The sequence below is a fragment of the Nisaea sp. genome (assembly GCF_034670185.1).
GTDB lineage: Bacteria > Pseudomonadota > Alphaproteobacteria > Thalassobaculales > Thalassobaculaceae > Nisaea.
Genome location: NZ_JAXMNY010000004.1, coordinates 289,108 through 309,155 on the forward strand (window position 1 = coordinate 289,108; position 20,048 = coordinate 309,155).

Sequence of the window (20,048 nt, forward strand, 5' to 3'; positions counted from 1 at the left end):
TACGCAAAATCAGATAATTAATTATGTATCCAAATGTGCATATCTTTCCTCATACTTAACATTAAAATGTGCATCAATTGATACTAACTTTGCGTTTACTGAAACTTCAGGATCACGACGACCAGTTTTTGATATTTTTATTGATCCCGCCTCAAAAACCGGTGATAGTTTTATTGGAGACATGGAAGCATTGCTTTAGTTCGGTCTTGTTTTCAGGGCTGGGATAAAGTGGGGCGCCACAAAATGTACCGGCGGAGTCCGTGCCAAGACAGTCGCATTGGTCCTGTTGGTGTCTGCCTTCCATGTCCGACGGGCCGCACGTCTTCTGACGGGCGGCCCGTTCGTCTTCCAGAAGCCTTCCTGCATCCTTTTGAAATCGCGACGATCTGCCGGCTGGCATTGCCCAGCCCATCTGATACGGTACGGCCGCGCCATTTGACGAGATGTCCGGGATGCAGCGATCAGTGTTTCAAACTATCCAATCCAGATGCATGCACCTGAGCGGGGCAGTTGCCTTGCTCGCCGCGCTAGTGCTTTTTCCGACCATGAGCCAAGCGGCATGTAGCGATCCGCCGGGCCCCGGCGTCGACTGGCGGCGCTGCAATTTCGACAATTATCCGCTGGCCGGCGTCGACCTGAGAGGCGCCAATCTGAACGATGCCAGCTTCAACTGGGCGGATATGACCGGCGCCAAGCTCGACGAGAGCCGCGGACGCGTGCGTTTTGGTCGGGCCAAGATGAAAGGCGCCACCTTCCGGGATGCCCAACTCCGCGATGCCGATTTCAGCCAGGCCGATTTGACGGACACGGATTTCACCGGCGCGAACCTGATCAACGTGCGATTTCAGACAGCGATACTGCGCGGCGCCAACCTGACCGGCGCCCGCCTGCGCGACGCCGATTTCTTCCGGGCCGATCTTTCCGGAGCAACCTGGATCGACGGCAAGCGGATCTGCGCCGAGGGCTCTATCAGTTTCTGCCGCTAGGCCGGGCGGCGTCAGCCCGCGCTCTCGCCACTGGATTCCCGATACTCGATCATTTCCGCCAGGGCCAGGATCCGCCGGGCATTCTCGACATGCAGGGACTCAACCAGCTTGCCTTCAACCAGAGTCACGCCGCTGCCTTCCGCATCCGCCTGCTGGTGCGCGTCGATGATCTTGCGTGACCAGGCAATCTCCTCACCGCTCGGCGCAAAGATCCGGTTGGCCGGCTCAAGAGTCTTCGGGTGGATCAGGGTCTTGCCGTCGAATCCGAGCTGCAGACCCTGCCGGCAAACCTCCTCGAAGCCCTTGGGGTCGTCGAGATCGAGATGGACCCCGTCCAGCACCGCCAGACCGTAAGCCCGGGCAGCCAGGACGCAGAGCCCGAGGCTTGTTACGAAAGGCAAACGATCTCGCGTGTGCAGGGCGTGCAGATCCTTGGCAAGATCCGACGTGCCAAGCACCAGACATCCGAGGCTCGGACTGGCGCCGGCAATCTCCTCGGCATGCAACATGCCGAGCGGGGTTTCCATCATGCACCAGATCGAGAGGTTCGCGGGCGCCCCGGACGCAGACAGCGCCTCTTCGGCGAACCAGACCTGATCGGCATGCTCGACTTTCGGCAACAACACAGCATCGGCACCGGACTGGGCCACAAAAGCAAGATCCTCCGGCCCCCATGGGCCGTCCGACGCATTGACCCGGATGACAATTTCCCTATCGCCGTAACCGCCCTCTTTCAGGGCCGCAGCGATGGTCGTGCGGGCCTCCGCTTTCTTGTCCGGCGACACGGCATCCTCAAGATCCATGATCAGGACGTCGGCTTCCAGTGTTCGCGCCTTTTCCAGCGCTCTCGCGTTCGACCCCGGCATGTAGAGCGCCGAGCGGCGCGGCCTGATGGAAGCAGTCATTGATCGATCTCCGATTGTCCCGTTCAGCGCATCCTAGTGGATAGCAGAAGAAAACCAAGCAGAGAGAGTGACTTGTCACTTGACCGGAGCCCCCTCGCCGCTTCATCTCAAGGAAGACGGGACGGCATGGTCAGAGGAGCCAGCATGGCAATTTTATCGATCCAGTCCAGGGTCAGTTACGGCTATGTCGGCAACAGCATTGCAGTACCGGCGATCCAGGCGACGGGCCTTGAGGTCTGGCCGCTCGACACCGTCTCCTTCTCCAACCATCCGGGGCACGGACAGTTCAAGGGCGAGATCAGGTCTGCCGCGGAACTGGAAGCACAAATCGACGGGCTGACCGCACTGGGTGTGTTGGACGGGATCTCGGCCGTGCTCTCGGGATATCTCGGCCTGCCCGGCACCGCCGCCGTGGTTGCCGCCGCCGTCGACCGGACCCGCGACTCTAACCCGGGCCTTCCGTTCGTGCTCGATCCGGTGATCGGCGACAATGGTCGGCATTTTGTCCGCAAAGGCGTGGCCGAGGCTATTTGCGAAGAGCTTCTGCCGCGCGCCGATATCGTGACCCCGAACCTCTACGAGCTCGGGGTGCTTTGTGGTGCTGCAATACCCGATGAGGCAGATGTCATTACCGAGGCGGCACGGACCCTGATCCGGAAATCCGGGTTGATGGCGGTCGCTGTCACCGGTATCGAGCGCGCCGGCATGGTGTCCAATCTGCTAATACTCGAAGAGACCAGCTATGAAACCATGACACCGCGTCTGGATCGGGGGTTCAACGGCACCGGTGACCTCTTCGCCGCGCTGCTCACAGCATGGTTCGTACGTTCCGGAGACATCCGGTCCGCCTTCGCGCGCGCCGCCGGAGGCCTTGATGCGGCGACACGGATAACGGCGCAGGCGAAAAGGATGGAACTGGATCTTCCTGCTATTCTGAAAAGCCTGAAGACTCTTTGCCCGGCCGCTCTGGTGCAGGGCCACTAACCAGGAATTCAGGCCGGGTCGGCTTCGTGCCGGCGCAACCGCTCGCGGGCGAGCTGAACACGCTTGCGGGCCGTACAATTCGTGATGCAGAGCCGTTCGGCGATCTCTGCATAGGAACGTCCTTCCAGAAATCGCAGGATGACCGGACGGCGCAGAAGTTCGGGAAGGTCGTCGAGACCGCGCTGCAGCGACCGCATGGACTCACCCGTCTCCGCGACTTCCTCCGGCGTCGGTTCCGGCGATGGTGCGGAGGGTATGAACTCGCCGTCCGTCATGGCCACGACCTCATCGGTCCAGCGTTTCTGGCGGGATCGGGCGCGGTAGAAATCGATGCAGGCGTTATGGGCCAGTCGGGACAACCAGGCGCGTTGATTGGAAATGGCGTCACCACCGCCTTCGGCGAAATGGGCCGAAGCCCGAAGCATCGCGTTTCCCAGCGCATCTTCGGCATCCGCCATGTTGCCTGACATCATCCTCATGCATTGGCGAAGTAACTGATGCTGATGCTCGAACCAGAGATCCCAGAACGCATCAGGCGGTAAAGCTGGAGCGCCGTCGCAAGGTTTATCCGGCTCGGGGCTGTCCCGGGGCCTTCGGTCCAGCGCTTCCCGCACCGGCGACCGGGTCGTCGGCCGGATTGGCGGCGGCGTGGTGATGGAGACACTATCGACAGCGTTGATCATTGCCTCGGCGACGATGTCGCCCAGGACGCTCGCTTGACTGGCAAACCGGCCATTGCCGGTGTCCCGATTTTCAATCCCCACGTTAAGCCCCGACACATTGCAAAGTGTTCTGATCTTTAAATGCGACGAAGTGAGTATTTTTATACTCAGCGCATCACAACAAAGACGGGCTCACGTAGAATTGTGTGAAATTATAAATTGAAATTCTTTTCAAACAAAAAGCGGCCGGCGATATGCCGGCCGCTTCCTGATTTGATATTCCGCCTGGGTCAGGCAGCTTTTTCGAGGTGGTTTTTCACCAAGGTCTCGGCAATCTGCACCGCATTGAGGGCAGCGCCCTTGCGAAGATTGTCGGATACGCACCAGAAAATCAGACCGTTCTTGACCGTCGGATCCTTACGCACCCGGCTGACATAGACAGCATCCTCACCGGCACATTCCTGCGGCGTGACATAACCTTCGTCCGCCCGATGATCGACCACGACGAGGCCGGGGAAATCCTGCATGGCATCGCGGGCTTCCTCGACGCTGAGCGAGTCTTCGGTCTCGATGAACACCGCCTCGGCATGACCGATAAAGACCGGCACGCGGACACACATGGCGACGAGTTCGATGGCCGGATCGAGGATCTTCTTCACCTCGCTGGTCATCTTCCACTCTTCCTTCGTCGATCCGTCATCCATGAACTTGTCGATATGCGGGATCACGTTGAAGGCAATTTGCTTGGTGAACTGCGTGTTTTCGACCGGATCGTTCACATAGATCGCGCGGGTCTGGGTAAAGAGCTCGTCCATGCCCTCCTTACCCGCACCAGAAACCGACTGGTAGGTGGAAACAACGACGCGCTTGATCTTGGCAAGATCGTGCAGCGGCTTCAACGCGACGACGAGCTGCGCCGTGGAGCAGTTCGGGTTGGCGATGATGTTGCGCTTGCCATACTTGGCAACGGCCCCGGCATTCACTTCCGGCACGATCAGCGGCACATCCGGGTCCATCCGGAAGTGCGAGCTGTTATCGATGGCAACGCAACCGGCAGCGGCCGCTATCGGTGCATATTTCTCCGAGATCGAACCGCCCGCAGAGAACAGAGCGATATCTGTGCCTTTGAAGTCGTATGTCGCCAGATTCTGAACCTTGAGTGTTTTCTCCTCACCATAGGACACCTCTGTGCCCGCCGATTTCTCGGAAGCAAGCGCGACGACTTCGGTCGCCGGAAAATCGCGCTCGGCAAGGGTAGTCAACATCTCACGACCAACGGCGCCCGTCGCGCCGACTACGGCAACTTTGTAGCCCATTGTTCTGGTCCAATCCTTCGGTTGTTGAAGTCCATTAAACGACTTCGGCGGGAGACTTACGCCCCCCGCCGAGTAAACTCAAGTCATGCTGGTTGGGGAGGGCTATCCCGATACAAGTTTGTCCAGCTCTTTAAGCAGGCTGTCTGTCATCACGGTCGTCGACACACGTGCCATGCCATCCTGCATGATGTCCGCAGTTCGCAGCCCCGATTTCAGCACGTTCTTGATTGCTGTCTCGAGCATGTCCGCTTCTTCGCCCATGTCGAAGGAGTAGCGGAGCGCCATGGCGAAGCTCAGCATTTCGGCGATCGGGTTGGCGATGCCCTTGCCCGCGATGTCCGGGGCGGAACCGTGTACCGGCTCGTACAGAGCGTGGCGCTTGCCAGTCACGTCGTCGACCGCGCCGAGCGATGCGGAGGGCAGCATACCGAGGGAGCCTGTCAGCATCGCCGCGCAATCCGAGAGAATGTCGCCGAACAGGTTATCGGTAACGATGACATCGAACTGCTTCGGGTTGCGGACCAGCTGCATGGCGCAGTTGTCGGCATACATGTGCTCGAGGGTCACACCTTCACCCTCGGCCTTGTGCAGATTGGTCATGACCTCGCGCCACAGCACGCCGGACATCATCACGTTGGCCTTCTCGACCGAGGTGACGCGCCCGTCCCGCTTGCGGGCCATATCGAAGGCAACGCGGCCGATCCGCTCGATTTCCGGGGTCGTATAGACCTGCGTGTCGTAGCCCTTCTTGGTGCCGTCCGGCAGATCGTCGATGCCACGCGGCTGGCCGAAATAAACGCCGCCGGTCAGTTCGCGCAGGATCATGATGTCGAGCCCGGAGACCAGCTCCCGCTTCAGCGAGGAGGCGTCGGCCATCGCGTCGAACACCATGGCCGGGCGCAGGTTGGCGAACAGGTCCATTTCCTTGCGCAGGCGCAACAGGCCGCGCTCCGGCTTCACCTCGAAAGGCAGGCTATCATACTGCGTACCGCCGACGGCGCCAAACAGGACCGCGTCGGAATCAACTGCATCCGCCAGGGTTTCGTCGGTCAGCGGCGTGCCGTGCTTGTCATAAGCGGCACCTCCGACAAGACCTTCCTGAAGGTCGAAACTGACAGACCGCTTCTTCGCCATCCAGTCGACGACACGGAGTACTTCCTTGACGACTTCGGGACCGATCCCGTCACCGCCGAGAACCAGCATTTTACGATTGGAGGCCATGAACTCTGCTTACCCTAGTGAGACCGGTTACCTTGGTGAGACTGACCCGTTGAGGGGTCCGAATTCTGTGTGTTTCTTATAGTCAGGCCGGCGCTCCGGTTAAAGCCCGGAGCGCCGGATTGGTTCCGTTATGCGGGATATTTCCCCGTCAGGACGCCGCCAGCCACGGCCGGTCGGCTTTCCGCTTCTCCTCGAAATTCTCGATCGAGTCGCCCTTCGCCATTGTCAGGCCGATATCGTCGAGACCGTTGAGCAGGCAATGCTTGCGGAAGGAGTCGACGTCGAAAGTGATCTTCTCACCATTCGGGCGGCCGATTTCCTGTTTTTCGAGGTCGATTTCGAGCACCGCGTTGGAGCCCTTCTCGGCATCGTCCATCAACTCGTCCAACTGCTCCTGGGTCACCTTGATCGGCAGGATCCCGTTCTTGAAGCAGTTGTTGAAGAAGATGTCCGCGAAGCTGGTCGAGATCACGCAGCGGATGCCGAAATCGAGCAACGCCCACGGAGCATGTTCGCGTGAGGAGCCACAGCCGAAATTCTCGCCGGCCACGATGACCTGTGACTTCCGATAAGCCGGCTTGTTCAGTACGAAGTCCGGATTTTCGCTGCCATCGTCATTGTAGCGCATTTCGGCAAAGGCATGCTTGCCGAGGCCCGACCGCTTGATCGTCTTCAGAAAGTTCTTCGGAATGATCATGTCGGTGTCGATGTTCATGATGTTCATCGGCGCCGCGACACCAGAGAGCTTGGTAAACTTATCCATTATCTCTCCTCCCCTAGTTCAGCAGGTCGCGGACATCGGTCAGATGACCGGTTACCGCTGCTGCTGCCGCCATTGCCGGGCTGACCAGATGGGTCCGTCCGCCACGACCCTGACGGCCTTCGAAGTTACGGTTCGAGGTCGAGGCACAACGCTCGCCCGGCTCCAGCCGGTCGGCATTCATGGCCAGACACATGGAGCAGCCCGGCTCGCGCCATTCGAAACCGGCCTCTAGGAAGATCTTGTCGAGACCCTCTTCCTCTGCCAACTCCTTCACAATGCCCGAGCCCGGGACGATGATCGCGTTCACGCCATCGGAAACCTTCCGGCCCTTGACCACACCGGCGGCAATCCGCAGATCCTCCAGCCGGCCGTTGGTGCAGGAGCCGATGAAGACCCTGTCGATCTTCACCTCATTGATCGGCACACCGGCTGTCAGGCCCATATATTCGAGCGAGCGGGTGATCTTTGCCTTGCGCACCGGATCGGTAAGCTGTTCCGGGTCCGGAATGTTCGCGGTGATCGGGATCACCTCTTCCGGGTTGGTCCCCCAGGTCACCTGCGGCACGATCTCGGCAGCGTCGAGCTCGACTTCGGTGTCGTAAACCGCGCCTTCGTCAGTCGGCAGCGTCTTCCAATAGGCAACGGCCTGCTCCCAGGCGGCTCCCTTTGGCGCGAAAGGCCTGCCCTTCAGGTATTCGAAGGTGGTGTCGTCCGGCGCGATCAGACCCGCGCGGGCACCCGCCTCGATGGACATGTTGCAGATGGTCATCCGCGCTTCCATCGAGAGGTTACGGATTGCATCGCCAGCGAACTCGATCACATGGCCGGTTCCGCCGGCTGTACCGATCTTGCCGATGATGGCCAGCACCACGTCCTTGGAGTTCACGCCCTTCGGCAACGCACCCTTGACCGTGATCCGCATGTTCTTGGCGGGGGACTGGACCAGCGTCTGGGTTGCCAGCACATGCTCCACCTCGGAAGTGCCGATACCGAACGCCAGCGCGCCGAACGCGCCATGGGTCGAGGTGTGGCTGTCGCCGCAGACAATCGTCGTGCCCGGCAGGGTGAAGCCCTGCTCCGGTCCGATGATGTGCACGATGCCCCGGCGATGGTCGGTCATGCTGAAATAGGGCACGCCGAAATCGGAGACATTCTCCTCAAGGGTCGCGACCTGGATCCGGGAATCCTCGTCGGTAATGCCCTTGTCGAGATCCTTGGTAGGGACGTTATGGTCGGCGACCGCGAGGGTTAGATCCGGGCGGCGCACCTTGCGGCCGGCATTCCGGAGCCCCTCGAAGGCCTGCGGGCTGGTCACTTCATGAACCAGGTGTCGATCGATATAGATCAGGCATGTTCCATCGTCCTGGACGTCGACCAGGTGATCCTGCCAGATTTTATCGAACAGCGTACGCGGCTTGGACATCGCTGCTATGCTTCCTCTCGTCTCTCTGCGCGGCCCCGGTTTATATGGGAACAAATGCCCCTCCGGATGCCGCAGCACCATATCTCTCGTCGTTCACGACGGGGCCGGAGCATACCGAGTCGCTCCCGGCGACAAAAGCTGAATCTTGCGGTAAATCCGGGCTTTTTAGAAATAATCAAACCGATAAAGGCCAATCCCGAATGGATCTGAACTCGATTACTTCCATATTGGAAGCGGCCAGCCTTTGGCAACTTGGTTTCGGGGCCGTTGCGGTTGGTCTCGCCGGTCTGGTCCGTGGCTTTTCCGGATTTGGCGCGGCCATGATCTCGATCCCGTTGCTCAGCCTGCTGTTCGGGCCGCAAACCGCCCTTGCCTGCCTGACCACGATGGAGATGCCGGCACAGATCCAGCTTCTGCGTATGTCGCGCCGGGAGGCGGACTGGAAACAGGCGGCCCCCATGGCGCTCGGCGGCATCATCGCCCTGCCGCTTGGCACCTGGATTCTGGTCAGCATAGATCAGGATCTGCTGAGGCGGCTGATTTCCGGCATTGTTCTGCTGCTAGTCGCCCTGCTGGCAAGTGGGTACCGGCACACGATCTCCCGCCGGCTGGGGATCGATTTCGCGGTCGGCACCGTTGCCGGTTTCCTGAACGGATCGACCGGGCTCGGCGGGCCGCCGATCATCTTCTATCTGCTCTCCGGACCCTATGCCCCGACAGCGGTGCGAGCCAACATCACCGCCTTTTTCCAGATAGGCTTCATCTTCGTTGTCGCCAGCTATTTCTGGTTCGGCGTGCTCACGCCTGAACGCATGCTGCTTGGCGCCGCGTTCGCCCCCTTCTATGTGGGCGGCATCTGGCTGGGTGGGAAGTTGTTCTACAAGGCGAGCGAGCAGACCTTCCGGCGCATTGCCTATCTGCTGCTGGCCGTGATCGGCGGTGGCACATTGTTCAGCTGAGCGCCCCAAGGCCCCACAAGACCCAAAAGAGACGCTCAAACGCAAACGGGCAAACGCAAACGGGAGCGCCAAGGCGCTCCCGTCCGGATTTCATATGGACCTGACGCTTATGCAGTCTTGGTCTTGGTCCAGGTGTTCTTCTCGGCAATACGAGCCGACTTACCGCGACGACCGCGTAGATAGTAGAGCTTCGCGCGGCGCACTTTACCGCGGCGGATCACCTCGATGCTGTCCAGGCGCGGGGAGTAGAGCGGAAACACGCGCTCGACGCCTTCGCCGTAGGAGATCTTGCGGACGGTGAAAGCGGAGTTCAGGCCGTCATTCTTGCGCGCGATGCAGACGCCTTCATAGGCCTGGATACGCTCGCGGGTGCCTTCGACGACACGCACGTTGACACGCACGGTGTCACCCGGGCCGAATTCCGGAACCGGACGTTCGGAAGAGAGCTTTTCAACCTGCTCTTTTTCGATCTGTTGAACGATATTCATTCTTCTTCTCCAATTCGCGCCAGTGGCGACCGGTCCATCCAGGGACCGGTGAATACCGGCTCTTCTAATAAAACACACAGCTCGTACGTGCCCGGTTATCGGACCGCAGAGGAGCGGCATGCCGCTACCGTTCGAGCGAGATCCGGACAGCCAGGCCGTCCGTACCGCTCACTCTTCCGATCCGCGATAACGGGCCCAAAGATCGGGCCGGCGCTTCCGCGTGATCTCTTCCGACTGTTCCCGCCGCCAGGATCGTATCTTGGCGTGGTGGCCGGATAACAGGATCTCGGGGACAGACATACCATTCCATTCCCGAGGCTGCGTGTAGTGGGGATACTCAAGCAGCCCCTCTTCAAAACTTTCCTCGTCCAGCGTTTCCGCCGCACCGAGCACGCCCGGCAGCAGACGGATGCATGCATCCAGCAGCGCCAGGGCCGGGATCTCGCCGCCCGAAAGCACGAAATCCCCTAGGCTGACCTCTTCCAGGCCACGGGCATCGATCACCCGCTGGTCAAGGCCTTCGTAACGCCCGCAAAGCAGCACCACACCGGGTTCCGCCGCGAGCTCCCGCGCCATCGCCTGGTCGAAGCGGGCACCGCGCGGGCTGAGATAGATCCGCCGGCCCGGCATGTCATCGACGGAGGCCAGAGCCGCGTCGACCACATCGGGCCGCATCACCATTCCGGAGCCGCCCCCAAAAGGGGTTTCGTCCACGGAGCGGTGCTTATCGCGTGCAAAATCCCTGATGTCCAGAGATTTCAGGGACCAAAGCCCGGACTTCCGGGCCTTGTCGGCAATCGAGTGGCCCAGCGGCCCCGGGAACATTTCCGGGAACAGACTGAGCACGGTCGCCTGCCATGGCGCGCCGCCCTCAGCGCTCATCGCCAGTGCCCTCGGCGCCAGCACTCTCAGCGCTTGAGGATTCCCCCTCGTCATCCAGCAAGCCGGCCGGCGGATCGACCACCAGACGGCCGGCATCGAGATCGATCTCCGGCACCACCTCACCGTTGAACGGCACCAGTACCGTCTTGCGACTGCCGTCGACCCGGATTTCCAGAAGATCGCCGGCGCCGAAATTCTGCACCGCGACCACCTCTCCGAGAGACTCCCCCGCGACCAGATCCGCCCGAAGGCCGATCAGGTCCGCGTGGTAGAACTCGTCCTCGTCCGCTTCCGGCAGCCGGTCCCGATCGATCTGCAGCTCGGTGCCCTTCAGGGCTTCGGCCGCGTTGCGATCACTGACCCCGGCAAGGCGCACCAGCAGCATACCCTTCGCCCGGCCGGTCACCTCAAGCTCGTAGCTCTTCCCGGCGGCATCCTTCAGCGGCCCATAGGAAACGATATCGTCCGGGTCCTCGGTGAAACTCTTCACCCGGACCAGACCCCGCACCCCATGGACGCCGACGATGACGCCGAGTGTGACCGGCTCGGCCATAAGGTCTTAGCCCTCGGACTTTTCCGCTTCCTCAGCCGGAGCTTCGGCAGCAGGAGCTTCTTCGGCCGGAGCAGCGGCAGCTTCAGCAGCAGCGGCGGCTTCGGCAGCAGCAGCTTCAGCAGCGGCAGCGGCTTCGGCAGCAGCGGTTTCAGCGGCAGCAGCAGCAGCGATTGCAGCTTCTTCTTCACGTTCCTGACGCTTGCGGCCCGGAGCGGACTTCTTCGGCTGGTCGCGATATTCGAATTTCTCGACCAGCTCGATGCTGGCCAGCATCTTGTGGACACGGTCGGTCGGCTTGGCGCCAACGGACATCCAATGCTTGATGCGGTCTTCCTTGACCACGAGACGTGCTTCGTGACCCTTCGGCAGCATCGGGTTGTACGTGCCGAGCCTTTCGATGAAGAGGCCATCGCGCGGGGACGTGCCCTCGGCGACGACGATACGGTAGAACGGGCGCTTCTTGGCGCCGCCACGTGACAGACGAATGCGAAGTGACATTGGGTATTCCTTTCCAGTAACGCTCTTAGCTATTCACTTGTGTTCGATTACTTCTTGCCGGGGAAACCGGGTGGCAGCATGCCTCCCGGAAGCTTTGGCATTCCCTTGCCGCCTAGACCTGACGGTAATTGTCCGGGCATCTGGCCAGGCGATGGCATGCCGGGCATTCCGCCGCCGCCGCCGAGAAGCGCCCCGAGGCCCTTCATGCCGCCCATCTTGCCCATCTGTTTCATCACCCGCGTCATGTCCTGGTGCTGCTTCAGAAGCTTGTTCACTTCCTGAACGCTGGTCCCGGACCCGGCCGCGATACGGCGGCGGCGCGAGGCATTCATCAGTTTCACGTTCTTCCGCTCCACCTTCGTCATGGAGAGAATGATCGCTTCCTGCTTCTTGATGACGCTGTCGTCCATATTGGCGCCGGCCATCTGTTTCTGCAGCTTGCCCATGCCCGGAAGCATGGACATGACACCGCCGAGGCCGCCCATCTTCTTCACCTGACGAAGCTGCGAGAGCATGTCCTCAAGATCGAAGGCGCCCTTCTGCATCTTCTTGGCAATGCGCTCGGCTTCCTCGACTTCAATGGTCTCGGCAGCCTTCTCGACCAGGCTGACCACGTCGCCCATGCCGAGAATCCGGCCGGCGACACGTTCCGGGTGGAAATCTTCCAGCGCATCCGTGCGTTCGCCGATACCAACCGCCTTGATCGGCACGCCGGTGACGGCCCGCATGGAGAGTGCCGCGCCACCGCGCGCATCGCCGTCCATCCGGGTCAGCACGATACCGGTCAGCCCGACCCGCTCGTTGAAGTTCCGCGCCGTGGTCACCGCGTCCTGACCGGTCATGGCATCGGCCACGAGGAGGGTCTCGACCGGCTTCACCGCATCGCGGACCTGGATCACCTCGTCCATCATCGCTTCGTCGATGGAGAGACGGCCGGCGGTATCCAGCATGACCACATCGAAGCCTTGCAGCTTGCCCGCGGTCATCGCCCGTTTCGCAATCGAAACAGGTGTTTCGTTCTCGGAGATCGGCAGCGTCGCCACGTCGATCTGCTCGCCCAGCACGCGAAGCTGTTCGCGGGCCGCCGGGCGGTAGATATCGAGGGACGCCATCAGGACCTTCTTGCGGTCCCGTTCCTTCAGGCGCCGGGCCAGTTTGGCCGTGCTGGTGGTTTTACCGCCGCCCTGCAGGCCGACCATCAGGATCGGTACCGGCGGCACGGCGTTCAGGTTGATCATGCCAACATCGGTGCCGAGCATTTCCACGAGATTGTCGTGGACGATCTTGATGACCTGCTGGCCCGGAGACACCGACTTGATGACTTCCTGGCCGATGGCGCGTTCACGCACCTTGTCGACGAATTCCTTGACCACCGGCAGCGCGACATCGGCCTCGAGCAAGGCCACGCGCACTTCGCGCAGCGCTGCGGTCACGTCCGCTTCCTTGAGCGCGCCGCGTCTCTTGAGGCGATCGAAAACGTCGCCGAGCCGGTTCTGCAAACTGTCGAACATGCGTTCGTAAGCTCCAATATTTCCCGAAAAACCAGACAAGCGAGACACAAAACGAAAGCGCGCCCGTGCTCGAAAACTCGAGGACGGACGGAACCCGTGAAGGTCTCAGCGCACTGATTTTTGCCGAGAGCGCCGGAACATATGGGCGCCAGCGTGCCGAGTCAAGCATTCCCGCGTTCCTCACGCCCTCAGATGAGGCTCGCCCGATCCGGACACAAGACCCGTCATTCTGTCGTTTTTTCATTAGCCTGATGCTGCCCGGACTCTTAGCGTGACGATGCTGCCGGATCGGCCGGATGACCAAAGAAGCGCGACGGAGTCTGCCCTCATGAAACTGGAAAGCCTGAAGACCTTCATCGTCGGCAATCCACCGCCCGGCTTCGGCGGCCGTTATTTCCTGTTCCTGAAGCTGCGCACCGCCTGCGGTATCGAAGGCGTCGGCGAGGTCTATGCCGCCAGTTTCGGCCCGAAGACCACCGTCGCCATGGTCGAGGATGTGTTCGACCGCTATCTCGAAGGCCGGGACCCGCACCATATCGAGCGGTTCTGGCGCCGGGCCCACGGCTCCGGCTTCAGCCAGCGCCCGGATCCGTCGATGATGGGCGTGGTCAGCGCGCTGGAAATGGCTTGCTGGGACATCGTCGGCAAAGCAGCGAACAAGCCGGTCTACGAGCTGCTCGGCGGGCAGGTGAACGAGCGGCTGCGGACCTACACATATCTCTATCCGCGCCCCGAGGACGATCCGGCCACCTTCTATAACAGCCCTGAGAAAAGCGCCGAGGCCGCAGTGGCTTGTGTCGCCGAAGGCTTCACCGCGCTGAAGTTCGACCCGGCAGGCCCCTATACTGCCTTCGGCGGGCACCAGCCGGACATGGAAATCCTCGACCGCTCGGAAGCCTTCTGCCGGCTGATCCGGGAGGCCGTCGGCGACAAGGCTGACCTGCTGTTCGGCACCCATGGCCAGTTCACCGCCTCCGGCGCCAAGCGTCTCGCCCGGCGGCTGGAGCCTTATGACCCGCTCTGGTTCGAGGAACCCACCCCTCCGGACATGCCCGAAGAGATGGCAAAAGTGGCCGAAGCGACCTCGATCCCGATCGCCACCGGCGAACGGCTGACCACCAAGTGGGAATTCAAGCGCGTGCTGGAAACCGGCGCCGCCTCCATCATCCAGATGAATCTGGGACGCGTCGGCGGCATTCTCGAAGGCAAGAAGATCGCCGGCATGGCCGAGGCCTTCTACGCCCAGATCGCCCCGCACCTCTATTGCGGCCCGGTGGTCGGCGCCGCCAATGTCCAGCTCGCCACCTGCACGCCGAACTTCCTGGTGCTGGAAAGCATCCGGAAATGGGACGGCTTCCACGCCGATATTCTGAAGACGCCGATGGGGTGGGAAGACGGCTACGTCATCCCACCGAAAGCACCGGGTCTCGGGGTCGAGCTGAATGAAGAAGTGGCCCTGGCGCATCCCTATGAGGGCAATGAGCTGCACCTGCAGATGAGCCAGGAGCCGTTCGAAGTCGCCGGGAAACCGTTCGGCGGCGGTTGAGCTAAACCGCGATCCCGTCGAAATCATGCCGGTCCATACCGGCCTCGACACCGGCCTCGACCAGCAGGGCCCAGGTTCCCGGATCGACCGGAACACCATTGGCGCGGCGGTCCGCGCCGGTCTCGCGCTCCGGCTCTCCCGGCACCCGCACCTTGTCCACGCCCTCGCCCGGACGGGCGCTGGTGACGTAGCCGAGCATGGCATCGATGGAACTGGCGAAGGGGATGTCGGCGCCGAAGCCCTTCGGGTCGATGATCACGGTCAGCATGTTGTTGCAAATCGTGTCCTTGCCCTCATGCACCGGATCGGTCACCGGGCCGCCGAGCAAAGCCGCACCGAGGATTTCACCGAGCAGGGCAAGGCCATAGCCCTTGTGCTGGCCGAAGCTGGTCAGGGCGCCTCTGGGCTCCTCGAACATCACTGCCGCATTGCGGGTCGGCAAGCCGTGATGGTCGATCAGCGCGCCCTCGATCATCTCCTTGCCGGCATTGTAGGCAACGCGCGCCTTGCCAAAGGCGACGCGGCTGGTCGCCATGTCGAGCACGAACATCGGGTTCTTGTCCGTTGCCGGGACGGCGGTGCAGTAGGGGTTGGTGGAATAGCGCGCCTCGGCCCCGCCATGGGGTGCGACGATGGGCTTATGCCCGATCACGTTGACGAAATGGATGGAGATGAAGCCTTCCTGCGCACAGATCTCGCCCCAGGCGCCGATGCGGCCCAGATGGTGCGTGTTGCGCAGCCCGACGATGGCGGCACCGGCTGTCCGCGCCCGGTCAAGGCCGAGCTTCATAGCCTCCCCGCCGGTCACCTGACCATAAGCCATGTTGCCGTCCAGCAGCAGATAGACCCCGTTGTCCGACACCAGACTGACATGGCCGTTGACGGTCAGCGTGCCGGTCTTGGCGTGCCGCATATATTGCGCGACCAGCCCGACGCCGTGGCTGTCATGGCCGAGCAGGTTCGCTTCGACCAGATTATGCGCCACCTGCCGCGCTTCTTCCGGATTGCTGCCGGCCCGTCCGATCATCTCCGTGACCAGGTTTTCCAGTGCCTCATGCGCAACGGTAATCATGTTTCGCTCCCCAGCGTAAATTCAGCGCTCACGGTAGCGGGGGAAACGGCATATTGGAACTGCCGGAAACAGAGGATATATATGCCCGCATGAGACAGATCGAATTCCTCAAGATGCATGGCCTCGGCAACGATTTCGTCGTACTCGACGGCCGCCTTCCCGGCCCCGCCCTCGCGGTCGCGGACTATCGCGCCATCGGCGACCGGCGGCGCGGCGTCGGCTATGACCAGTTCCTCACCATCGAGGCAGCGAAGAACGGCGGCGACGCCTTCATGCGCATCCATAACCCGGACGGCAGCGAGGCCGGCGCCTGCGGCAACGGCACGCGCTGCGTCGCGGGTCTGGTGATGGATGAACTCGACAAGAACCGGATCGATCTCGAAACAATTGCCGGCACGCTGGTCTGCGAGCGGGTCGAGGGCGGCCGTGTCCGGGTGGATATGGGACCGGCGCGGCTCGATGCCGCCGCCATCCCGCTTTCGGTCGAGACCGACACGCTGAGTGTCGAAATCCCGGACGCACCCTTTACCGGCGCCTGCTGCGTCAATATGGGCAATCCGCATGCCGTCTTCTTCGTCGATGACGTGGATGCGATCCCGCTCACCGAGGTCGGCCCGAAGCTGGAACTGCACCCGATCTTCCCGGACCGCGCGAATATCGAGTTTGCCGAGATTCGCGGGCCGGAACTGATCCGCATGCGGGTCTGGGAGCGCGGTGCGGGCATCACCGAGGCCTGCGGGTCTGGCGCCTGCGCGGTGCTGGTGGCTGCCGCGCGCAAGGGCCTGACCGGACGCAAGGCGGATGTGGAACTGGACGGCGGCACCCTCACCATCGAGTGGCGCGAGGATGGCCATGTGCTGATGACCGGGCCGGTCGCCACCAGCTTCCGCGGCACGCTCGACCTCGATAAGTTGACCTGAGGCGCCGCACCATGCCGTGCGCGCATGGCTCCCCGCAGCCCGCCACACTTGCATTTCGCGCCGATTCCGGCCATTTCTCCGCTCATGACCATGACTGACGACAATTCGGATGGACGCGAAAAGGCCCGGCCGGTCGAGACTTTCGGCTGCCGGCTGAACGCGTATGAGTCCGAGGTGATCCGCGACCATCTCGTCCGTGCCGGGCGGGAGGATGTTGTCGTCATCAACACCTGCGCCGTCACCAAGGAAGCCGAGCGTCAGGCCCGGCAGGCTATCCGCAAGGCCCGCCGCGCCAATCCGGACGCCGAGATTGTGGTCACCGGCTGCGCCGCGCAGATCAACCCGGATGCCTATGCCGCGATGGACGAGGTCAGCCGGGTGGTCGGCAATGAGGAAAAGCTCAAGGCCGAGACCTGGAATTCTCCCGGCGAAGCGAAGATCCTCGTGAACGACATCATGAGCGTGAAGGAGACCGCGCCCCATCTGGTGGCCGGTCTCGAAGGACGTGCCCGGGCCTTCGTACAGGTCCAGCAAGGCTGCGACCATCGCTGCACCTTCTGTATCATCCCCTTCGGGCGCGGCAACAGCCGCTCAGTGCCGATGGGAGAGGTTGTCCGTCAGGTGCGTGAGCTGGTCACGAACGGCTATCGCGAGATCGTGCTGACCGGCGTCGACATCACCTCCTACGGCGGCGACCTGCCGGGCAAGCCGGAGCTGGGCCAAATGGTCCGCCGCCTGCTGGCCCAGGTGCCGGAACTGCCGCGCCTGCGTCTCTCCTCCATCGACGCGGTGGAGATCGACGACGATCTGCTGCGACTGGTCCGGGACGAGCCGCGCCTGATGCCGCATCTCCATGTCAGCCTGCAAGCAGGCGACGACATGATCCTGAAGCGGATGAAGCGCCGGCATAACCGTTCCGATATCATTACATTCTGCCGCGACATGCGCGCGGCCCGTCCGGACGTCGCCTTCGGCGCGGACATCATCGCCGGCTTCCCGACCGAGACGGAGGAGATGTTCGCCAACAGTCTCGCCCTGGTCGAGGAATGCGGCCTCTCCTACATCCACGTCTTTCCTTATTCCGCCCGGCCCGGCACCCCTGCCGCCCGCATGCCGCAAGTTCCCGGTCCCGTCCGCAAGGAACGCGCGGCCCGGCTGCGCGCCGCCGGCGAACGCTCCCTTGCCACCTTCCTTGACGGGCTTGTCGGAAGCACACAGTCGGCGCTGGTCGAAAAACCCGGCCTTGCCCGAGCGGAGAATTTCGCGCCGGTGCGGATCGAGGGCGGCATCGCGGGCGAGCTTCTGTCTGTCCGCATCACCGGGACGGACGGCACCCATCTTCTTGGACAGATCGAACGGAAATCCGCCGCATGAGTGACGAGTTGGGTGAGGGCGGAGAGCGCCGGGGCTGGTTCCGGCGCCTGAAGGACGGGCTTGCCAAGTCCTCTTCAAAACTGGTTGGCGGCATTTCCGGTGTCTTCACGACCAAACGGCTGGACGAAGCCAGCCTGGAAGAGCTGGAAGACGTCCTGATCACTGCCGATCTGGGTATCGAGACATCCGCCCGGCTGATCGCCAGCCTCTCGAAGGCGAAGTTCGGCAAGGACGTCACCGACGAAGAGGTCCGGACGTCATTTGCCGAGGAAATTGCGGAAATCCTCCGCCCGGCCGCCAGGCCGCTCGATGTCGCCACCGGCCGGAAGCCGCATATCGTCCTCATGGTCGGTGTGAACGGCAGCGGCAAGACCACGACCATCGGCAAGTTGGCCAAGCAATTCAAGGATCGCGGCCTCTCGGTGATGATGGCCGCTGGCGACACCTTCCGCGCCGCCGCCATAGAGCAGCTTCAGGTCTGGGGAGAGCGCACCGGCACGCCGGTCATTGCCAAAGCGCAAGGATCAGACGCCGCCGCCCTCGCCTTCGACGCCATCAACGAGGCAAAAGCCGCCGGTGCGGACGTGCTGCTGATCGACACGGCCGGGCGCCTGCAAAACCGGGCCGAGCTGATGGAAGAGCTGGCCAAGGTGATCCGGGTCATCCGCAAGCAGGATGAGACGGCGCCGCACGATTGCGTGCTGGTGCTCGACGGAACAGTCGGCCAGAACGCACACAATCAGGTCAAGGCGTTCAAGGAAATGGTCGAGGTCAGCGGCCTCGTCATCACCAAGCTCGACGGCAGCACGCGGGGCGGCGTGGTGGTGGCATTGGCGGATCAGTTCGAGCTGCCCGTCCATGCCGTCGGCGTCGGCGAAAGCGCGGACGATCTGCAACCGTTCGACGCAGATCGTTTCGCCCGCGATCTGATGGGATTGGACTAGGTTTACTAGTCGTCACCCCGGCGCAGGCCGGGGCCCACTGATCATAGGTCGGTGTCCGTCATCCCTGGATCCCGTCTTTCGACGGGATGACGATGGAATAATTCTTCTCAAACACCCATCGGCATTTCGGAGCGCGGCGCGAATTCGCCCTGGCCCAGCGTTTCCCGGTAATGCGCAAACGCCCAATGCACCGTCGGGAAAGCGATCTCGTCCCACGGGATCTCGTCCCAGGTGAAAAGACCGACATCCTCCGATTCAATGCCGGGTGAGACATCCGGTGAGAGCAGGCGAGCGCGGTAGATCATCTGCACCTGGCTGATCCGGGGGATGTTGTAGACGCCGAGCAGCGGGCCAATCTCGATCCGGGCATTGGCCTCTTCCCAGGCTTCCCGTACGGCGCCGTCTTGGGTCGACTCGCCCTCTTCCATGAAACCCGCCGGCAGGGTCCAGTAACCGATCCGCGGCTCGATCGCCCGCTTGCACAAGAGGAACTTGTCCTCCCAGGTGACCACCGCCCCGACGACGATTTTTGGATTGATGTAATTGATGAAGCCGCAATCGGTGCAGACCAGCCGCTCCCGCTCATCCCCTTCCGGTACAAGTTTCGTTACCGGGCCTTTCAGTTCCGACCGGTCCACGGCCATGTCGCTCACCACTTGATCAAAGTCTTACAAATGCGTGGAAATCGTAGCAGAGCGGGCAAAAGAAAGCGCGACCCTTTGCAAGGCCGCGCCTGAACTCTGAGGGAGGTGCGATGATGTCAGACGAAGATGTCTATCTCATCGCCGCGCTGGCGTTGGCTCTCCCTGCGGGCTGAATTGCGGAGCGCGGTTGCTCGCTCGTTATCGCCCTGAATATCGCTGCTTTCGTCGGAACTGGCGATCGCCGCCGCCGTCAGCGGCCGGTTATTCCGGTCACGCTCCTGTTCCACCGGTCGGGGGGCAACCAGTGTTGAAAGCGTCGCGTTCAGCGGTACTGATACCGGGACTGCGGGAATCATTTACTTTCTCCAACACGGTTAAATATGTGTGAAGAATGGCC

20 protein-coding genes and 1 pseudogene are annotated in these 20,048 nt (G+C 61.9%); 7 read left to right on the plus strand and 14 right to left on the minus strand.

The annotated features are described in order from the left end of the window. The first annotated feature begins 545 nt into the window (after positions 1 to 545). A complete protein-coding gene (locus tag VOI22_RS17715) occupies positions 546 to 986 on the plus strand; it encodes a pentapeptide repeat-containing protein (protein WP_169721202.1) in 441 nt (146 codons plus the stop codon). Positions 987 to 997: 11 nt separating this feature from the next. On the opposite strand, the gene VOI22_RS17720 is transcribed toward VOI22_RS17715, so the two are convergent. After that, positions 998 to 1,891, minus strand: a complete 894-nt coding sequence (locus VOI22_RS17720; RefSeq protein ID WP_323797777.1) for a CoA ester lyase — start codon at positions 1,889 to 1,891, stop codon at positions 998 to 1,000. A 144-nt stretch (positions 1,892 to 2,035) separates the two neighbouring features. Between VOI22_RS17720 and pdxY the strand changes: the two genes are divergently transcribed. Then, positions 2,036 to 2,875: a pyridoxal kinase gene (gene pdxY, locus VOI22_RS17725; RefSeq protein WP_323797778.1), complete on the plus strand. Its 840-nt coding sequence runs from the start codon at positions 2,036 to 2,038 to the stop codon at positions 2,873 to 2,875. A gap of 8 nt (positions 2,876 to 2,883) precedes the next feature. Here the strand turns inward: pdxY and VOI22_RS17730 are convergent, their stop codons facing one another. The 5 genes from VOI22_RS17730 to leuC all read right to left on the minus strand — a co-directional run bounded on the left by VOI22_RS17730 (position 2,884) and on the right by leuC (position 8,260). Further along, the gene (locus VOI22_RS17730) at positions 2,884 to 3,639 is read right to left on the minus strand and encodes an RNA polymerase sigma factor (RefSeq protein WP_323797780.1); all 756 of its coding nucleotides are present in this window, start codon (positions 3,637 to 3,639) and stop codon (positions 2,884 to 2,886) included. Positions 3,640 to 3,827: 188 nt separating this feature from the next. Continuing rightward, positions 3,828 to 4,853: an aspartate-semialdehyde dehydrogenase gene (locus tag VOI22_RS17735; protein ID WP_323797781.1), complete on the minus strand. Its 1,026-nt coding sequence runs from the start codon at positions 4,851 to 4,853 to the stop codon at positions 3,828 to 3,830. 102 nt (positions 4,854 to 4,955) lie between these two features. After that, positions 4,956 to 6,074: a 3-isopropylmalate dehydrogenase gene (gene leuB / locus VOI22_RS17740; protein ID WP_028466134.1), complete on the minus strand. Its 1,119-nt coding sequence runs from the start codon at positions 6,072 to 6,074 to the stop codon at positions 4,956 to 4,958. 148 nt (positions 6,075 to 6,222) lie between these two features. Continuing rightward, positions 6,223 to 6,837: a 3-isopropylmalate dehydratase small subunit gene (gene leuD, locus VOI22_RS17745; protein WP_028466135.1), complete on the minus strand. Its 615-nt coding sequence runs from the start codon at positions 6,835 to 6,837 to the stop codon at positions 6,223 to 6,225. A gap of 13 nt (positions 6,838 to 6,850) precedes the next feature. Next, positions 6,851 to 8,260, minus strand: a complete 1,410-nt coding sequence (leuC, locus tag VOI22_RS17750; protein WP_323797782.1) for a 3-isopropylmalate dehydratase large subunit — start codon at positions 8,258 to 8,260, stop codon at positions 6,851 to 6,853. A gap of 200 nt (positions 8,261 to 8,460) precedes the next feature. Between leuC and VOI22_RS17755 the strand changes: the two genes are divergently transcribed. Next, positions 8,461 to 9,219 carry a sulfite exporter TauE/SafE family protein gene (locus VOI22_RS17755; protein WP_323797783.1) on the plus strand — a complete coding sequence of 253 codons (759 nt, stop codon included), beginning with the start codon at positions 8,461 to 8,463 and terminating at the stop codon, positions 9,217 to 9,219. A gap of 107 nt (positions 9,220 to 9,326) precedes the next feature. On the opposite strand, the gene rplS is transcribed toward VOI22_RS17755, so the two are convergent. From rplS to ffh, 5 genes and pseudogenes are all read right to left on the minus strand, one after another. After that, positions 9,327 to 9,707: a 50S ribosomal protein L19 gene (gene rplS / locus VOI22_RS17760; protein ID WP_028466138.1), complete on the minus strand. Its 381-nt coding sequence runs from the start codon at positions 9,705 to 9,707 to the stop codon at positions 9,327 to 9,329. A 168-nt stretch (positions 9,708 to 9,875) separates the two neighbouring features. Continuing rightward, on the minus strand, positions 9,876 to 10,589 hold the full coding sequence (gene trmD, locus VOI22_RS17765; protein WP_323797784.1) for a tRNA (guanosine(37)-N1)-methyltransferase TrmD: 714 nt from the start codon (positions 10,587 to 10,589) through the stop codon (positions 9,876 to 9,878). Continuing rightward, positions 10,579 to 11,142: a ribosome maturation factor RimM gene (gene rimM, locus VOI22_RS17770; RefSeq protein ID WP_323797785.1), complete on the minus strand. Its 564-nt coding sequence runs from the start codon at positions 11,140 to 11,142 to the stop codon at positions 10,579 to 10,581. The genes trmD and rimM overlap by 11 nt, the downstream gene beginning before the upstream one ends. A 126-nt stretch (positions 11,143 to 11,268) precedes the next feature. Further along, positions 11,269 to 11,640 (minus strand): annotated as a pseudogene (rpsP, locus tag VOI22_RS17775) (30S ribosomal protein S16); the annotation flags it as partial. A 47-nt stretch (positions 11,641 to 11,687) separates the two neighbouring features. Beyond that, entirely contained in the window at positions 11,688 to 13,151 is a 1,464-nt protein-coding gene (gene ffh, locus VOI22_RS17780; protein ID WP_323797786.1) for a signal recognition particle protein, read from the minus strand. A 328-nt stretch (positions 13,152 to 13,479) separates the two neighbouring features. Here ffh and VOI22_RS17785 point away from each other — a divergent pair, with 328 nt between their 5' ends. Beyond that, the gene (locus VOI22_RS17785; RefSeq protein ID WP_323797787.1) at positions 13,480 to 14,697 is read left to right on the plus strand and encodes a mandelate racemase/muconate lactonizing enzyme family protein; all 1,218 of its coding nucleotides are present in this window, start codon (positions 13,480 to 13,482) and stop codon (positions 14,695 to 14,697) included. 1 nt (position 14,698) lies between these two features. On the opposite strand, the gene VOI22_RS17790 is transcribed toward VOI22_RS17785, so the two are convergent. After that, the gene (locus VOI22_RS17790; RefSeq protein ID WP_323797788.1) at positions 14,699 to 15,769 is read right to left on the minus strand and encodes a malate/lactate/ureidoglycolate dehydrogenase; all 1,071 of its coding nucleotides are present in this window, start codon (positions 15,767 to 15,769) and stop codon (positions 14,699 to 14,701) included. 89 nt (positions 15,770 to 15,858) lie between these two features. Here VOI22_RS17790 and dapF point away from each other — a divergent pair, with 89 nt between their 5' ends. The 3 genes from dapF to ftsY all read left to right on the plus strand — a co-directional run bounded on the left by dapF (position 15,859) and on the right by ftsY (position 19,007). Then, positions 15,859 to 16,689: a diaminopimelate epimerase gene (dapF, locus tag VOI22_RS17795; protein WP_323797789.1), complete on the plus strand. Its 831-nt coding sequence runs from the start codon at positions 15,859 to 15,861 to the stop codon at positions 16,687 to 16,689. Between the two features lie 90 nt (positions 16,690 to 16,779). Then, positions 16,780 to 18,063, plus strand: coding sequence for a tRNA (N(6)-L-threonylcarbamoyladenosine(37)-C(2))-methylthiotransferase MtaB (gene mtaB / locus VOI22_RS17800; RefSeq protein ID WP_323798018.1), 1,284 nt, complete (start codon positions 16,780 to 16,782; stop codon positions 18,061 to 18,063). Further along, the gene (ftsY, locus tag VOI22_RS17805; RefSeq protein ID WP_323797790.1) at positions 18,060 to 19,007 is read left to right on the plus strand and encodes a signal recognition particle-docking protein FtsY; all 948 of its coding nucleotides are present in this window, start codon (positions 18,060 to 18,062) and stop codon (positions 19,005 to 19,007) included. The genes mtaB and ftsY overlap by 4 nt, the downstream gene beginning before the upstream one ends. A gap of 107 nt (positions 19,008 to 19,114) precedes the next feature. Here ftsY and VOI22_RS17810 read toward each other — a convergent pair whose 3' ends face one another. Beyond that, a complete protein-coding gene (locus VOI22_RS17810; RefSeq protein ID WP_323797791.1) occupies positions 19,115 to 19,651 on the minus strand; it encodes an NUDIX hydrolase in 537 nt (178 codons plus the stop codon). Between the two features lie 116 nt (positions 19,652 to 19,767). Further along, entirely contained in the window at positions 19,768 to 20,007 is a 240-nt protein-coding gene (locus tag VOI22_RS17815) for a hypothetical protein (protein ID WP_323797792.1), read from the minus strand. Positions 20,008 to 20,048: the final 41 nt, after the last annotated feature.

Bases quoted from the DNA above. Each gene is read 5' to 3' on its own strand.
- VOI22_RS17715 (WP_169721202.1), top strand. From the start codon at position 546: ATGAGCCAAGCGGCATGTAGCGATCCGCCGGGCCCCGGCGTCGACTGG.
- VOI22_RS17720 (WP_323797777.1), bottom strand. From the start codon at position 1,891: ATGACTGCTTCCATCAGGCCGCGCCGCTCGGCGCTCTACATGCCGGGG.
- pdxY (WP_323797778.1), top strand. From the start codon at position 2,036: ATGGCAATTTTATCGATCCAGTCCAGGGTCAGTTACGGCTATGTCGGC.
- VOI22_RS17735 (WP_323797781.1), bottom strand. From the start codon at position 4,853: ATGGGCTACAAAGTTGCCGTAGTCGGCGCGACGGGCGCCGTTGGTCGT.
- leuB (WP_028466134.1), bottom strand. From the start codon at position 6,074: ATGGCCTCCAATCGTAAAATGCTGGTTCTCGGCGGTGACGGGATCGGT.
- leuD (WP_028466135.1), bottom strand. From the start codon at position 6,837: ATGGATAAGTTTACCAAGCTCTCTGGTGTCGCGGCGCCGATGAACATC.
- leuC (WP_323797782.1), bottom strand. From the start codon at position 8,260: ATGTCCAAGCCGCGTACGCTGTTCGATAAAATCTGGCAGGATCACCTG.
- VOI22_RS17755 (WP_323797783.1), top strand. From the start codon at position 8,461: ATGGATCTGAACTCGATTACTTCCATATTGGAAGCGGCCAGCCTTTGG.
- rplS (WP_028466138.1), bottom strand. From the start codon at position 9,707: ATGAATATCGTTCAACAGATCGAAAAAGAGCAGGTTGAAAAGCTCTCT.
- trmD (WP_323797784.1), bottom strand. From the start codon at position 10,589: ATGAGCGCTGAGGGCGGCGCGCCATGGCAGGCGACCGTGCTCAGTCTG.
- rimM (WP_323797785.1), bottom strand. From the start codon at position 11,142: ATGGCCGAGCCGGTCACACTCGGCGTCATCGTCGGCGTCCATGGGGTG.
- ffh (WP_323797786.1), bottom strand. From the start codon at position 13,151: ATGTTCGACAGTTTGCAGAACCGGCTCGGCGACGTTTTCGATCGCCTC.
- VOI22_RS17785 (WP_323797787.1), top strand. From the start codon at position 13,480: ATGAAACTGGAAAGCCTGAAGACCTTCATCGTCGGCAATCCACCGCCC.
- VOI22_RS17790 (WP_323797788.1), bottom strand. From the start codon at position 15,769: ATGATTACCGTTGCGCATGAGGCACTGGAAAACCTGGTCACGGAGATG.
- dapF (WP_323797789.1), top strand. From the start codon at position 15,859: ATGAGACAGATCGAATTCCTCAAGATGCATGGCCTCGGCAACGATTTC.
- mtaB (WP_323798018.1), top strand. From the start codon at position 16,780: ATGACTGACGACAATTCGGATGGACGCGAAAAGGCCCGGCCGGTCGAG.
- ftsY (WP_323797790.1), top strand. From the start codon at position 18,060: ATGAGTGACGAGTTGGGTGAGGGCGGAGAGCGCCGGGGCTGGTTCCGG.
- VOI22_RS17810 (WP_323797791.1), bottom strand. From the start codon at position 19,651: ATGGCCGTGGACCGGTCGGAACTGAAAGGCCCGGTAACGAAACTTGTA.
- VOI22_RS17815 (WP_323797792.1), bottom strand. From the start codon at position 20,007: ATGATTCCCGCAGTCCCGGTATCAGTACCGCTGAACGCGACGCTTTCA.